This is a genomic window from Neolewinella litorea (genome assembly GCF_004803465.1).
In the GTDB taxonomy this organism is placed as follows: domain Bacteria; phylum Bacteroidota; class Bacteroidia; order Chitinophagales; family Saprospiraceae; genus Neolewinella; species Neolewinella litorea.
Genome location: NZ_SRSF01000002.1, coordinates 581915 through 597000 on the forward strand (window position 1 = coordinate 581915; position 15086 = coordinate 597000).

The 15086-nt window shown below is 61.9% G+C and carries 11 protein-coding genes; 2 read left to right on the forward strand and 9 right to left on the reverse strand.

The genetic code is table 11. The features are described 5' to 3' along the window. Positions 1-94: 94 nt before the first annotated feature. The 4 genes from E4021_RS08150 to E4021_RS08165 form a co-directional block, all read right to left on the reverse strand. Positions 95-2698: a TonB-dependent receptor domain-containing protein gene (locus tag E4021_RS08150; protein ID WP_136458197.1), complete on the reverse strand. Its 2604-nt coding sequence runs from the start codon at positions 2696-2698 to the stop codon at positions 95-97. 161 nt (positions 2699-2859) lie between these two features. Further along, positions 2860-3291 carry a hypothetical protein gene (locus E4021_RS08155; RefSeq protein WP_136458199.1) on the reverse strand — a complete coding sequence of 144 codons (432 nt, stop codon included), beginning with the start codon at positions 3289-3291 and terminating at the stop codon, positions 2860-2862. A 91-nt stretch (positions 3292-3382) separates the two neighbouring features. After that, complete coding sequence (locus E4021_RS08160) at positions 3383-5602, reverse strand: FAD-dependent oxidoreductase (protein ID WP_136458201.1); 2220 nt, start codon at positions 5600-5602, stop codon at positions 3383-3385. Between the two features lie 5 nt (positions 5603-5607). Beyond that, positions 5608-6522, reverse strand: a complete 915-nt coding sequence (locus E4021_RS08165; protein ID WP_136458203.1) for a hypothetical protein — start codon at positions 6520-6522, stop codon at positions 5608-5610. 161 nt (positions 6523-6683) lie between these two features. Between E4021_RS08165 and E4021_RS08170 the strand changes: the two genes are divergently transcribed. Then, positions 6684-8660 carry a 7TM diverse intracellular signaling domain-containing protein gene (locus tag E4021_RS08170; RefSeq protein WP_136458205.1) on the forward strand — a complete coding sequence of 659 codons (1977 nt, stop codon included), beginning with the start codon at positions 6684-6686 and terminating at the stop codon, positions 8658-8660. 10 nt (positions 8661-8670) lie between these two features. Here E4021_RS08170 and E4021_RS08175 read toward each other — a convergent pair whose 3' ends face one another. Next, complete coding sequence (locus E4021_RS08175) at positions 8671-9447, reverse strand: M48 family metalloprotease (protein ID WP_136458207.1); 777 nt, start codon at positions 9445-9447, stop codon at positions 8671-8673. A gap of 202 nt (positions 9448-9649) precedes the next feature. Next, positions 9650-10453, reverse strand: a complete 804-nt coding sequence (locus E4021_RS08180) for a DUF3298 and DUF4163 domain-containing protein (RefSeq protein ID WP_136458209.1) — start codon at positions 10451-10453, stop codon at positions 9650-9652. 184 nt (positions 10454-10637) lie between these two features. On the opposite strand from E4021_RS08180, the gene E4021_RS08185 reads away from it, so the two are divergent. Then, positions 10638-12278 (forward strand): hypothetical protein, encoded by a 1641-nt coding sequence (locus E4021_RS08185; RefSeq protein WP_136458211.1) that lies wholly within the window; start codon positions 10638-10640, stop codon positions 12276-12278. A 42-nt stretch (positions 12279-12320) separates the two neighbouring features. Here E4021_RS08185 and E4021_RS08190 read toward each other — a convergent pair whose 3' ends face one another. The 3 genes from E4021_RS08190 to E4021_RS08200 all read right to left on the reverse strand — a co-directional run bounded on the left by E4021_RS08190 (position 12321) and on the right by E4021_RS08200 (position 15029). After that, entirely contained in the window at positions 12321-13115 is a 795-nt protein-coding gene (locus tag E4021_RS08190; RefSeq protein WP_136458213.1) for a DUF1206 domain-containing protein, read from the reverse strand. A 197-nt stretch (positions 13116-13312) separates the two neighbouring features. Then, a complete protein-coding gene (locus E4021_RS08195; RefSeq protein WP_136458215.1) occupies positions 13313-13741 on the reverse strand; it encodes a hypothetical protein in 429 nt (142 codons plus the stop codon). A 250-nt stretch (positions 13742-13991) separates the two neighbouring features. Continuing rightward, a complete protein-coding gene (locus tag E4021_RS08200; RefSeq protein WP_136458217.1) occupies positions 13992-15029 on the reverse strand; it encodes a T9SS type A sorting domain-containing protein in 1038 nt (345 codons plus the stop codon). Between the last annotated feature and the right edge of the window lie 57 nt (positions 15030-15086).

Sequence of the window (15086 nt, forward strand, 5' to 3'; positions counted from 1 at the left end):
TCACCACAGTGGTGGTATCGAGGGGCGAGCCCGCTTCACAAAAGTAATCTCAACTCAAACTTCAAAAGCATAGGTCGTAGAGCACCGCGAGGGGCTACTCATTCTTCTTCTTGTCCGACTTAGTGGGGGCCGGGGCGGCCGAGCGGCGGGCGGCGGCGCGGCGCGTCTGCGTGGGTGCGGCGGCGGCACCGCCGCCGCCGTTGTCGTCGCCGCCACCCATAAGGTCGTCGTTGCTGACGCCGCGGGTTTTGCGGCGGGCGCGGTCGGCTTCCAGTTCGCCGAACTTGTAGCTGAAGGTCAGCTTGATGTTGCGGTTGAGGAGGAGGTCTTCCCGGACCTGGGTGAAGTTGGGCGTTTCCAGTTCACTACGCAGCGTCCAGCCGCGACCGGCAAAGTTCTCGGCCGACAGGCCTATGGTGCCCCGTCCTTCGTTAAATTCCTTGCTCACGCCCAGGGCGTACATACCGAAGCCGCCGCGCGAGCCCTGCAGTTGTACCCGCCGGCCCCGCATGAAGGTGAAGGCCTGCGCGCTCCAGCCGTGGTTCAGCTTCAGCTGGCTCATCAACCTGCCGCCGTAGTTAAGGCCGGCGTTGGTCTGGGTGACGGAGATGCCGTCGGCCCCGGTTACCTGGCCTTCCAGGCGGGCGTAGTCGACGTCGAAGCCGCCGTTGACCGTCCAGCGGTTTGTCAGATAGAGGTTCAGGAAGGCGTTGATGCCTACCGCCTGCTCTTTGCCGATGTTCTCGTAGGTCGTGAGCAGGGTGCCCTCCAGGCTGTCGATCGGCGTGCGGACCTCATTTATGGCGTTGGAGGTATTGCGCCCGAAGAGGGAGAGGTTGAGGTAGGTCTTGCCCACCATGCTGCTGTAGCCGAGTTCGTAGTTGTCGGTCAGCTCCGGGCGCAGCAGGGGGTTACCCACCTCGATGTTCTGGGTGTTTTCCAGGTTGACGTTGGGGTTCAGCTGCCGCAGCCAGGGCCGCTGTATGCGCCGGCTGTAGGCTGCCTTTACAGTGGTGGACTCCCCTACCCGCTTGGAGAGGTTCAGGCTGGGCACCAGGTTGGCGTAGTCGGGGATCTCGATCGTTTCCAGGTTCTGGGTGGCCTGGATGCGGGTCTGCTCGTAGCGGAGCCCGGCCTTGACGGTCATTTCACCGGGCAATGACAGGGTGTAGGCACCATAGGCGGCCACGATGTCCTGTCCGTAGTCCAGCTGCCCGGCCGGGCGTAGTCCGTCGGCGGAGAAGGGGTCCTGCCCTTCGGCACTCAGGTAGCGGAAGTCGCTGTTGACCTGCCGCAGGATACCCTTGGCGCCGGCCTCAACGATCTGGGTTTCCCCGATGGGGTGGATGTAGTCGGTCTGGAGGGTGATCTCCTCGTTGTTGCTGTTATTGAGGTTTTGCAGGCGGCTCAGCACGGTCTCCCGTCCGTCGAGGTTGGAGGATACGAAGTTGGTGTTCTCGTCCGTAGTGCTGTAGAGGGTGGAGACGCTGAGTTCGCGGCCGGGCTTGATGACGAAGAGGTAGTCGAGGTTCAGGTCGATGCTGTTGCCGGTGCGCTCGCTCTCAATGTCGCGCAGGAAGGTGGACAGGGGTTGCTCGTTAGCGTACACGCTGGTGGTCTGCAGTTGGTCGCGGTTGAAGTTGCGCAGTCCGAAGCGGATGCCCCCGGAGAGGAACTGCCGGTCGGTGATGTCGTAGTCCAGTCCCAAGTTATACCGACCGAACATCCCGTTGTCGCTGGCCTGTCCGAACTGCTCGCTGCGGCTGTCGGTAAACTGCTGCAGCAGGGAGGTTTCGGCGTCGTTGTAGAAGGCGCGGCCGAAGCCACCCAGGGTGAGGCCGAACTTGCCCTTGCGGTAGCTGCCGTTCAGGCCGAGGTTGGACCCCCGCAGTCCGACACCCGTATCCACGTTGAGGAAGTATCCGGCCAGGCTGTTCTTCTTGGTGATGATATTGATGATGCCCCCGCTTCCCTCGGCGTCGTACTTGGCGGAGGGGCTGGTGATGACCTCCACGCTCTTGATCTGGTCGGCGGGAATCATCTTCATGGCGTCGGCCACGCTGCTGGCGATGATGGTGGAGGGTTTGTTGTTGATCAGTACGCGGATGTTGCTGTTGCCCCGCAGGCTCACGTTGCCCTCCAGGTCGACTTGCAGCAGGGGTACCCGCCGCAGTACGTCGCTGGCGTCTCCCCCCTTGCTCAGTTGGTCCTGCTCGGCGTTGTAGACCAGGCGGTCCACCTTCTCCTCGATCAGGGCGCGCTGGCCGGTGACGGTGACTTCCTCCAGCAGTTCGGCGGAAGCGCCGAGGGTGACGTTGCCGATGGCGGTGGCCTTGCCGCCGGCTACCGTGACGTCGGGCACGGATATTTTTTCGTATCCCAGAAAGGTGATCTCCACGCGGTAGGTGCCGTCGGCCACGTCGGTAACCGTGAAGCGACCGGCTTCGTCGGTGAGCGTACCGTTTACCAGCTCCGCCGCCGCCGTGTACAGGCTCACGGTAGCGTAGGCCACCGGGCTTCCGTCGTTGGCATCGGTGACCGTGCCGGTGATGGAGCCCGCCGCGGGCAACCACGCTTTACCGCGCAGGGAAAAAGCCGTTGCACCGGCGTCCGCGCCCACGGGAAGGGCGGCTAAAGCGACGCCGGTTAGCAACAGGCTGAAAAGAAATATAAAGCGGGGATACAAACGAGTCTTCATCTGGGTGGGATTAGGCACACAAAAGAAGGCCCCGCGGGGAGGCCGCGGGGCACCGATCTACCATCCGGCGTACTTGCTCGACGATCCGGACCCGGGTGGGTTGGTCTACCCCGGTTTGATCGACGATCCGGCACGCCGGACCATACTTTCGCAGGGGTCGCTTATTCAACCAGCAGGGTGGTATCCGTGCCGATCAGGGAAAGCTCGGAGGGCAGGTCCTCCTCCGAGAGGTAGGGAGAGAGGTCGAACGAGAATTCCCGCGTCAGGTAGGCCTGGCAGGTAAATTCGTCTACATTGTCGTCAAAGATGAGCCGGGCCGAAGACTGGGTGGGATTGCTTTCCGCTACGTCGCCCGTCGTCACCAGGTCCAGTTTCCAGAATTCTGACGTACAGCCGCTGGCACCGATCTCCACCGTCAGGCAGCGACCGTCTACGTGGGCCGACTCCAGGTTGTAGTGGTCGGAAGCTAAACCCTCCACCGACCCCACGATCCTGATATCGGGACCGCAGTCAAGGGTAAGGGCTTCGTCCTTCTCGCAGGAAAACAACAGGAAGGCGAGCAAAAACAGGGGCAATACAGTGAACTTTGTCATGGCAATTCGCGCATTTGGTTTCACCATGAACAGGACGCAGGCGACCGGAAAAGCGTTGGAGGCCGGATCATAATTTTTTCCGATTCAGCGGCTAGCCGACGGGTACTCCGGGCGTGCGGCGCAGCGGGGACCAGATGTCCTTATAACGGGTCGCACCGTAAGCCCGCCTGAGCGCCTGGGCGGCCTGCAGACCGGATTGAATAGCCCCGTCTATGTACCCTACGTTCAGACCGAAATCGGTCCAGTCGCCGCAGAGATAAAGGTTACCGTAGCCGCTGCCATCGGGCCGCAGCCGGTGGCGCGCGGTGTCGGGCAGGGAGAGCGTGTACTGGTCAGTGGGTCGTACGTTCAGCCGCACGTACTGGTAGGCGAACCGTTCTTCCGGCGAGGCCGACGCCTGCGGACTGTAAAGCAGTCGTCCGTCGAAGGTGGCATTGGGCGAATAGGCATCCGGCCAGAAGTAGGCCATATAGCGGTCGAGGTACTGGCGGAAGGAAGCCCGCAGACGGGCAAGTTCCCGAGCCGGAAAGCCGTGGTCCGAATAGGGAGGAAGCGGAGTAGCCAGCGGATACGGACCGGTGAAGTAGGCCACGAAACCGGGCCGATTGTCATTCGGCCACTGTTCGTGGGGAAGGACGAGGGTGCTGTCGAGCCACGAGTAGAGCGGGTCTTCGTACACCACCACGTTGGGTGCTCCCCCGCTTGGCGGCAACCCCCAATCGTACAATTTGAACCCGAGTTTGCGCAGGTTGGGCTTTGTCCAGATCTGGGCCGACTGCGTGGGCGTAGTGGCGACCGCCTCCACCATTCGACGCCATTCGGGGCGGTTGTCGATGATGCTCGAGCACACGGTGGTCAGGCAGCCTACCGGAATGCCGAGGATTACCTCGTCGAAGTCCTCGCCCAGGGTGAGGGTCCGGGTGCCCGCCCCGGGCCAGTCGGCCCACGGATCTTCCAGGTCGACCCCCTCCGTGCGCAGCCGATTGGCTTGGGTGGGGTCAAGTTGTTCGTAGCGCGGGGTACTGGGCCAGGCCCGGACGCCGTCGGGCAGCACCACCGCCGGGTCGTACTCGGCCGCCGTGAGATCGACCTGGCGGAGTACGTCGATGCGCTCGATGCGCCCCGCGGGGGAGTGGTAGACCTGCTCGACGCGGTGGAAAAATTCAAACTTGACGCCGCGCGCCTTCAATACCTGATAGAGTGGCATCACCAGGGTATCGCCCGTGCCGTAACGCATCTGGAATACGAAACTGCCCTTGTAACCGATCGACTGGATCAGGAACTGCAGGGCCGAGCCGGCCGCCAGGGCACCGCCCCGGTCGTTGACCAGGTTGGAAAAGGTGCCGGTGTAGAAGAACCGTACCACGACGCTCTCCAACAGGTAGTCCGGCGCACCCTGCCGACGCAGCCATTCCCGGAAATCGTACCGGTCGATGGCCTCGAAGTGGAAGGTTTCAGTCTTCTCTTCGTATACGTCGTCGAGCACCCCCTTGAGCAGGTAGTAGCCAAAGGTGAGAAAGAGGACGATGCGTTCCAGCCGTGGGTGTTTGCTCAGGCCGGCGTACAGCAGGTCGTCGCTCTGTTCCAGGAAATTGCCGATCTGCCGCAGCAGGCGGCGGTGGTGGGCGTACTCACTATCCATAGCCCGGGCGTGGGCGGTGTGGAAAGCCTCCTGCAGGTTTTGGTACCTGGGGGGTAGTTTGCGTTGTTGCTGGCTCACCAGAACTCCGACCGCCCCGGCCAACCAGCCGCGCCACCCCCTGGCGGGCAGTCCGAAGTAGGGAAAGAAGTGCGCCAGGATCAGGCGCTCGATCGGGTTGACGTCTTTGCCGTAGGGGCTGCCCATGACGAACTCCAGCAGCAGGGCCATGCCCTTGCGGATCAGCGCCCAGGGTGGCAGCGGCCCGGAGGTACCCGGCAGTTCTGCGGTACGGGGAAAGATGAGGGGCCAGCAACTCCAGTGGTCTGACCGTTCCTCCGTCGTCAGGAGGGTGGTGTCGTTGCGGTCCAGTCCGTCACGGAACAATTCCTGCAGGGGGCTGTCCGGATCCAGTGCCCGCCGGGTGCGTTCGGCGTACACGTCCCGGAAGAGCCTGAAGGTGGTATCGTACCAGCCCTGCAGGATATGGATGCCGTGTTCTTCGATGCGCCCGTGGTCGCCCCGCCCGGTGGCGGTCTTGCCGCCCAATCGCCATCCCGGTTGGTAGACGGTCACTTCGTAGTGCTCCGACCAGCGGGGGTAGTCGGTCAGTTCGTGGGCCGCGGCCAGGGAGGCGAGTCCTCCGCCAAGAATGGCGATCTGTTTGGGCATGGCGATCAGACGGTGTTGGGCGCGGGTGGCGGCGCGGGTAAGCGGGTGAATATCCCGCGCAAGGTGCCGAGCAGCTTAACCCAACAGGGGGTGGCGCGCCGGGGCAATCGGCCGGTGGGATAGACGGGCTGCCCATTGCGGATGAGTTCCACCAGGCGGGGCTGTCGATTCCAGTCGGCGGCGAGGCGGTACAGGCGATCGAGCTCCGGCATGATCAACACATTGTCGAACAGCTGCACGCCGAGCGACTCGCCGCAGTGGCAGTGGCCCAGAACATGGCGAATGTCACGGTCCGAGAGGGGGTACGTACGCGGGTAGAAGGCCTCAAACTGGGTAAGTAAGTCCACCGCTGCCCCCCCGGGCGAGGCGAAGATCCGCCCCAGGTCCCCGAAGGCGAACGGCGCCTCCTCCACCATGGCCTGGGCAAAGAGCAGGCGGTACAGGACGACATTCAGAAAGATGCGTTCCGGCGGGCGCTCCTTCTTCGCGAGCGCGGTGTAGGTCAGGTATCCGTCGATGATGCTACAGTTGTGAGCACGGTACCAGGTGGTGTCGTCGGGCCGGTTCAGGTACTCGTGCCATAGTTGAGCGGGCGTGGGCAGTAGTGTGGGGTCCACCATTCTGTCGGCGGCCCGCACGGCAAGTTCGCAGGAATAGATGTAGTGCAGGTTCACGGCGCTCCACCAGGCGCTGCCCGGGGGCTTACTATTGAGGGGGCGTAGTACGGCCCGTTCCTGCCAGCGCATGAAGGCCAGTTCGGAGTTTCCGAGGCTGGACAGCCCACCGTTTCGGTGGCCGTACTTAGCGTAAAACTGCTGCCGGGAAGCGTACCGTTCCGACGGCGAGTCCTGTAAGGATTGCACCCAGGACCGTACTTCCCGCTCGATTTCCACGAGCGGGCCAGCGACTAGTGGTGGCATAGTGTGAGGGGCTGTTTATGCGCCCCTACCAAACTGACGCAGAGGCCTTTACAAAACTACGGGCGGGCCGGGATATTAGCGAAAAAAAGACGTAATTTTCAGTAAAGGAGACACCCCGCCTCCGGCCCCTTTCGTCGTGGTTTGGACCTCCACCTTTGGATATGCATCAGGCTCCGGTGGTACGGCTTGTTCTGCTTACCCTGTTACTGGTTACCGCCGCCTCCGGCAGCACCCAGCCCGTGATCGTATTGGACGCCGCCGACGGCGTGCAGACCGTGGGCACGTACACCGCTTTTTTCCGCACGCCGGACGAACTGTCCATAGAGGAGGTGATCGCCCTGGACAGTTCCGGTGCCTTCCACCGCCTCAACCAGGCGGCCCCCAATTTCGCAGCCACCTCCGATATTGTCTGGCTGCGCTTCACCGTGCGCAAGGTTTCTCCCCTGCCTTTCTACCTGCACCTGAGCTCCGCTTTCCTCGACCGGATCGAACTGTACCAGATCGGCGAATCGGGCCCCCGCCTCCTGCGCCGCACGGGCGACGATCTTCCCTTCGCGGAGCGCGACCTGCAGGTGCCGAGTTTTCTCCTGCTGCTCGACCAGCGGGTGGAGGAAACCCGCACCTATTACCTGAGCGTCCGCTCCGATCAGCCCCTCTTCTTCTCCCTGCGCACGGGTACGCCCAAGGCTTACTTTGAGGACCTCCACACCCAGGATTTCCTGCAGGGGGTCTACTTCGGTTTCATGCTGCTGATCTTCCTCTACAACTTCCTGATCTACGTATCGCTGCGGGAGAGGGTCTACCTCTACTACGGCTTCTACCTGCTGAGCATTACCCTCTTCATGAGTTTCGTTTTCCAGTACCTGTTCCAGTACTTCTGGCCCAATTTCCCGCAGCTGAACCGCTACGCGGTCGCTACTGCCGGACTCACCATCATCTCCGCCGTGCTCTTTTCGCGGGAATTTCTCTCTACCCTCACCAACGCGCCCCGGTTTCACCGGCTTTCCCGTTTTTTCCTTGGCCTGGGCGGCCTCATCATTATCCTCGTCGTCGTACAGGTACCCTTGCTGGCGTTGATGCTCTCCCAGGCGGGAATTTTGCTGCTGGCCCTGTTCCTGTTCGTCCTCGGTGTGGTATTGTACCGGCGGGGATTCTCCCCGGCCAAATATTACCTGATCGCCTGGGGCGTACTGATCCTGGGCTTCGTGGCGGCCATGCTGGAATCGCTCAACGTACTTCCCGTGAGCCCCCACCTGAATTCCCTGCAGATCGGTTCCGCCCTCGAGGTGACCCTGCTCTCCTTCGCCCTGGCCGACCGCATCAATACCTACAAGCGCGACCGCATCCAGGCCCAGCGGGAAGCGCTGCACGCCGCCCAGACCGCCCACGCCCTGGTAGCCCAGCAGAAGGAAATTCTGGAAGAGCGGGTGGAGGAGCGCACCCGGCAACTCCACGAAACCCTACGGCTGGTGGAGATCGAGCGGGAAAAATCCGACCACCTGCTCCTCAGCATCCTACCCAACGACATTGCCGCCGAACTCAAGGAACGGGGGTACGCCGAGCCGCGCTTCTTCCGCTCCGTCTCGGTCATGTTCATGGATATCGTCCAGTTTTCCAGCCTGACGCGCGGTCTGCCCGCCCGCGAACTGGTGGACCGCCTCGACGACATCTTCAACTGCATCGACGATATCGTCAGCACACATAGTCTCGAAAAGATCAAGACCATCGGCGACGCCTACATGGCCGCCGGGGGTATCCCGAACCCGGATGACGGCCACGCGGTCCAGATTGTAGTCGCGGCCCAGAAGATTCTCGAATGCGTCGCCCAGTTTCCGCCCGATAGCCGGGGCAACTGCTGGCAAATGCGCATCGGCATCCATACCGGACCGGTAGTGGCCGGCGTGGTGGGCAAAAACAAGTTCGCCTACGACATCTGGGGCGAAACCGTCAACCTAGCCTCCCGCATGGAGGTCAACAGCGCCCCGGGGCGCATCAACGTATCCGAAGCGACATTCAACTACATTCAGGACCACTTTGCCTGCACCTTTCGCGGACAGGTGGAAGCTAGGAACATCGGTCTGGTCGGCATGTATTTCGTCGAACCTGGCAGTAACGGATCACCCGTCTGTCGTTTCTGAACCACCCGCGCTACAGCTGCCCCACGAAGCGCTGGAAGGCCGCCGGATCTTCCCGTTTCGCGGCGCAGTCGAGGTCGGCGGCGCGGGCGTTGATCTTCTGGATACGGTTCTGGGGATTGGGATGGGTGCTTAAGAATTCGGTCACCTGGCCCCGGCGTTCCACCTGCTCGAAGAAGCCGGCCGCGCCATTGGTGGCGTAGGGCGTGGCGCAGAGGTAATCAACCGAACGGGCGTCGGCCTCCGCTTCGTCTGCTCGGCTGAACCCCAGGTTGATCAACTGGTTGGCGAGCTGCGCCAGAATTCCGGAGTTGTCGCCGCCGGTCAGCAGCCGTTGCAGGGCCGCCAGTCCGAACCGCTTGGTAGCCTGCTGGGTCGAGTGCCGCTCGGCGGCGTGGGCGATTTCGTGGGCCAGCACCCCGGCAAGCTGGTCAGGGCCAGTCAGGGAACGGATCAGGCCGGTAAACACGAACAGGTAGCCGCCCGGCGCCGCAAAGGCATTATTCACCGGCCGGTCGATGAGGTAAACCCGGTAAGGAAACACATCCGCGTGGGGCACACCGCCGAGGTCCACGATCTCGTCGACCATGCCCTGCACGTACGCGTAGGCTTCCCGGTGGGTGTCCGGATCCAGCACGGGAAAGGCAGCGGGGTCCTGCAAAATTTCCGCCATCGCCTGCCGGCCGAGCTCCACGTCCTGGCTGACCGGAAATACGTTGATATCCGGCCCCCCGGAACAGGCAGTAAGTCCCCCGACCACCAAAAGCAAGAAAAGACGAAGTATGCGCATCAACGTCAGAAGCCCCATACCCACCCCCGTGTTCACCCAGTAAAATGCGGCCTCAGGCCGCGACAGTAAAATGCGGCCTCAGGCCGCGAAAGCAGAATGCGGCCTCAGGCCGCGACAGTAAAACGCGGTCTCAGACCGCGAAAGCAAAACGCGGCCTCAGGCCGCGAAAGCAAGACGCGGTCTCCGACCGCGCGCCCCCCACCTACTCCACCAACCCCGCTACCCCAGGCCGCAGCCACTCCTCCACTTCCCCGTAAGTCAGCTCAATGACCACCTCCCCCGCCGCATATGGCGCGATAGCGTAAGGTTCGTACACGAACCGCACCCCGTCCGGCAGTGGTGCCAGGTTATCCGTCACCGGCACTGAATCCACGTACAGCATACCTTCCGTAAGCGAATCCCCCCGTTCCGTAAGCAGGCGCCGCAGGTGCGGCTCGCTCCCTTCCCTGAACAGGTCAGAGAAGGCAAGTCGCCGGGGCGGGGTGGTCGCGAAAGGGAGCAGGGTCGTCACGAAATTGCCGTGGGCACCGCCGGAGTAGATGTAGTAATGGTGGGCCAGAACGACCAGACTGTCGTTTTGGAAGACCACTTCCGTTTCATGGTCTTCCGCCATGGTGAAGGCACTGGGGGCTTCTTGCAGCCATTCTTCCTCCAGTTCCTGTTGCTGGTAGTCGCTGAAGCGGCGTGCCTGCTCGCTGGGCAGCACCTCTTCCAGTGAGGCGCCCACGGCCAGGGGTTCTCCCAGGACGTAGGCCGCCAGGGTATCATTAATCATGCGCCGGAGCGTGGGGTCGCCGTCGGTCGCGCGCAGGGTAGACAATCGGTAGGTGTAGTACGGCCCGCGGGGGCGCAGGGCCGCCGAGTCCTCTAGGGTATACGGTTCCCACTTCAGGGGATCGACTGCGGGCCGGACCGCGGTAACCGGGTCATCATCGGGGATCGTTTCGGCGTTCTCGCAGGCAAAAAGGCAACACAACAACAGGAGCAGCGGGGCGGCGGTGCGCATGAGCAAGGGGCGTTTGGAGAACCAAGGTACGGTGGTTGCCGGGCAGTGATCACCCGTTACGACCCTTAACCCAACCGCCCATTTTGTAGCAAGTCGGGGGCGTTGACTTAGGATGTAGCCGTTATCTTTCCCCGTTGCCGGTAGGCCTCCGGCCTTTATCTTGCACACCACTCAACACTCGATCATGCCACGACTCGACAGTAGCATACGGGGACTGAATGAGGAACCCCGGGACGATTTTGAGGGCCTCTCGTCCAGCCAGATGCGTCAACTTCTGTACTTTTTCCTGGGGCCGGGTAGCCTGGTGAAAGTGCGCGACGACCTCGACGCCGCCACGTTAGCCGAGCTGCCGCTGCCGCGCTTCGCCACCGACCTGCTGAATGACCTGGCCAAAGGAGAAATCAAACTTACGGCCAAGGGCAACCTGCCCGGCAAGCTGGTGAAGGACTACTACGCTACCGGCCGCTTGCCGGACTACGCCATCGAGCGTGGCATCACGAAACTGACCGGCGAAGACGACTACCTGCCCATGCAGACGGTCAAGCACCTGCTGCTCCAACTCAGGTGGATCAAGAAACGGCAGAACCGCCTGTCCATAACGGCCAAGGGTAAAAAGGCGCTCCGGCTCCCGCCCGCTGATTTCTTCCGCGAAATGTTCGTAGCCCACTTCACCGGCTTCAACCTCGGATGGTGGGACATGTACCCCGACACCTCCATGCTCCAGCATTTCGCACCCTACCTCACTTTTCTGTTGCTGGTGCTGGGCGAAACGAAGCGCCCCATCACCGATTACTCCTCCCGGCTGCGGCGGGCGTTTCCCATGCTTAACGAAGACTATCCCGGCACCCTGCTGGACCGCGCCACGGAGACCCGACTCTTCGAACGCTACCTGGCCTACTATGGATTCGTGGAAGTCACCAGGGAAAGGTACAACCCACCCCAGCCCGCTACGGTAGTTGTCACCGACCGCTTTCGCCGCGTCTTTCACCTCGACCGCGATGCCCGCCCCGCCCCGCCGAGCGAAGAGGAACAGTACGAAAGACAACTCAAAACCGCCCTGTTCGACGCCGAAATGGGCAGCCAGACCATGATATCCGACGACTTGCCCCTGGAAATGCTCGAAGCATTTCAGCAACAGATCCGGGAACTGGAACAGCAACACTCCGGTGCCCCGACCGTCCGCATCGGCGACCTGATCGGCGACATTAAGCTCGTACCGCCTCGGGAAATTACCGGCCTGTCCATGGCCCGCCGCGAGATCAGCCGCCTCACCGAAGCACTGCGGGCCCAGCGCATTCTGGTCCAGGAGGCCGAGGCCGCCGAACTCGACGACATCAACTTCTACGAGTACCTGTACAACATGCTCCTGAACCACGAGATCGTCCCGCCGCCCCCCGGCACCAAGCGGATGGTCCCCTTCCACGAGGTGTTCCTGGCCAACTTCGACCCGCTGGAGGCCCTCACCGAGTCGTTCCTGCTGGCGCTCTTTGACCTCGACCATACTTTTCCGGCGGACCTCCTGGCCAGGGAAATGCGCTTAGACAACCGCGTGGTACCCAGGCAGCGTGCCCTGGAACACCTGCGGAAGTGGCGGAAGGAATACACTTCCATCACGCCCCTGGCCTTCGAAGTGGTAACCGACGGCCCACACGTGGAACCACCCAGCGACCGCCAGGCCATAAAATTCTATCTGGTGGCCTACGAGGTCGTTCGCCGGGCCGGCGGGGCACCGGAAACCTTCGAGGGACCGGGCGTGATGGAGTTTCTGCTGGAAGACGATGAGTGGCGGATTACCGGCGCGGAGTTCCCGGGCTTCGCCTTTTAGTACGTTCGCAGCACCTGCGCTCCGCCGCCCAAAGTGGTGCGCCTAGCTGAGTTCCCGGTACCTGGCCTTGACCAGTACGAAGGCGCCGTACAGCAGGAGCCCCACCGCGATGATCGCCAGAAAGACACTGCCCGCGCCCCGACTGATGAGCTGGAGTACACCACCCAAACCCTTGTATTGGCCTGGGTCCTGTGCCAGCACCACCTGCACCAGGAAGTAAGCCAAGATGAGGTAGACGATCACCCGCGAGCCGTAGCCCACCTTGCCCATCCAGCGGTAGGTGCGCCGTTCTTTCTCCTTCATCTGCCCCGTATCCAGCTCTTCCATGAAGGTCTCGTTGTACGCCCGGTCAAACTGCAGGTAGGCCGCGTAAAGGGCCGAAAGCGCCAGGAGGCCCACCACGACGATGCCAAATGGTTTCTGCATCAGCTCCACCAGCAGGGCCTGCTTATTGCCTTCTGCCCCGCTGCCGCCGGTCACCAGAGTGAGGCTGTACACGCCGAGTAGTCCGTAGAGGGTACCGCTCATGGCGAAGGCCGAGCGTTGCAGAAGTCCCTCGCCGTCGGTCCCTTCGTTGCTTTCGTCGGTAATGGCCTTGTACCACCGCCAGGCGCAGTAGGCAAAGAGCCCGATGGCCAGGGCGATCAGGATGACCGTACCGCCGGGCTCGTTCTGTAGGTAGCGGACGATCTGCTGCGGACCTTCGGGGCCGCCCCGGGCCTGCCCGACCACGGTGGCCAGGGCGAGTCCGCCCACCGTAAGGTAGACGAGCCCCTTGGACAGGTGCCCCCAAAAGTAAATCTGGTGCCGCAACCGGGTCGACGCGATCTTTGTCATGCTTTCTCTTTTACCCGTACAGTACGCATCGCCCGCTTCAGGGTTCGGGGCGGCGGGGCGCGGGTGCCATGGGAAACACCGCGCGCCCCTACCGCGATCGTCCGTCGCAACATTGGCTTTACCCGGCGGATGGAGGTCCCGGCCGGGGAGTCCGCGCCGCCAAGATCCACGGATAGCGGGCAGGCGGAATGGCGTGGTTACTCCGCTACCACCCGAATGGCGTAGTAGCAGGGCTCGACATCGCAGTCGTACATGATCACCTTGGCGTGGTAGGTCGCCTCGGCGTCCGGGTTGACGTCCACGATCGGGGTATAGTCGTCGAGGGTATCGTCGGCGACCAGCTTGCCTTTGCCGTCGTAGAGCTGAAGGTCCAGGTCGGGGCAGTCGCCATCGCAAACCGCGAATATCTTGTAGGGCACTCCACCGTAGAGCTCTACGTCGTGGATTTCGCTTTCTCCCTCCCCGAGTGAGCCGCAACGGGTAAGGTAGACCATCTCATAGCCGATATCCGTCATTTGTGCGGTCACGTTATTGATCTGGGAGCGGATGCTTTCCTGTTGGCACTGGGCAGCGGAGGTAGCGTTCAGCCCCAGCAGGGCGAACAGAAAGATAAGGCAAGCTTTCATGGTGTGTGATTACGTAAAGTGAGTGAAAAAGGGAATACCCGGGTGAGGTACGCGCATGATGCGCGAACCAGGTACCGGAATGATTTGCTGGGTGCGGGTGCCGACGGCGATAGGTAGGGCAACACTTGCCGTTACCTACTGCCGGGGCCAGCTAATATAGCGATTCAGGGCCGGTAGCCGGGGGGCCTCGCACGATTAATGGTCGAAACGTGACGATCACGCTTTGACTCGGAAATCAAATCCCTGATCCTTAACGCTTTATCAATCGCGCGTGAGCGGAACTGCCTGAATCGGTAGTCAGGCGGACGTGGTAGATACCCGACCGGAAAGCGGCCAGTTTAACTTCCGTGGGAATACCGGCGTAGGTGGTCAGAAGGCGGCCCGACAGATCAAAGACCTCGAGTCGATCGACGCGATCGGTAAAGGTCGGGGCCATGGCAATGTGGAAGCCCTCGGTGGCCGGATTGGGGTATATCTCGAACGCCGCGGCCACGGCGTCGGTGGCGGGAAGGGCGGTGGTTTCCGAGACACTGAAAATGAAGACCATACCCGGTTCGGGACCGTTGTCGAGCAAGGGTAGTTCGTCTTCGCCCAGTTGGTCGAAACTGACGAACTCCGGATCATCGGCCGGGCCCCGCAGGAAATATCCTTCGTCGAAGCCCAGCGTATCATCGTCCGTCGGGAAATAAAAATTCTTGAACAGCGCGAAACCCGGCTGGGTGCCGGCCTCACCGTCCAGCACCTCCTGTGAACTCGGTCCGTAATGCACCTCGATTCGTCCTGAGCCCTCGTACAGCCAAAGCTGGAAGTTCACGAAGTAGTCTGACTCATCATCCTCCGCGATCTCGTCGTAAAATCCGGCGTTCTTCCACTGCAGTATCCCGATGCGGTTGGGCCCGGTCCCGGTGATATGGTAGGTGATGGGCGATTCGGCGGAATCCAGGTGGGCCAGTCCGCGGTCCGCCAGATCAGTAATGTAAGCGTAAAGCAAGTGGTGGGAAGAATCGGTGTAATTGCCATCCGGGTCTGTATACTCGGTTGTGAGGTCACCGCCAAGGCCCTCCTCGGCATTGAAGTAGAGGGTATCCAGAGGGGCACCAAAAAGGGGGAAGGTGAAGCCGAGCGGCACGCGGAAGTCGGGGTCATCCCAGATGGAATCTCCGCTGATGAGGTCACCGCCCGTGAGCTCGGTATATTCTTCCTGAGCGGTGGTGAAAATGTAGGATTGCGCCGGCAGCCAGGAGGTGAACAGGGAAAGGAATAGCAGGGTGGGTAAAGTGTTTTTCATGGTGTGTGGGTATTGGCAGGATAAAAAAGCCCGCCGGCCAGGGTAATTGGCCGACGG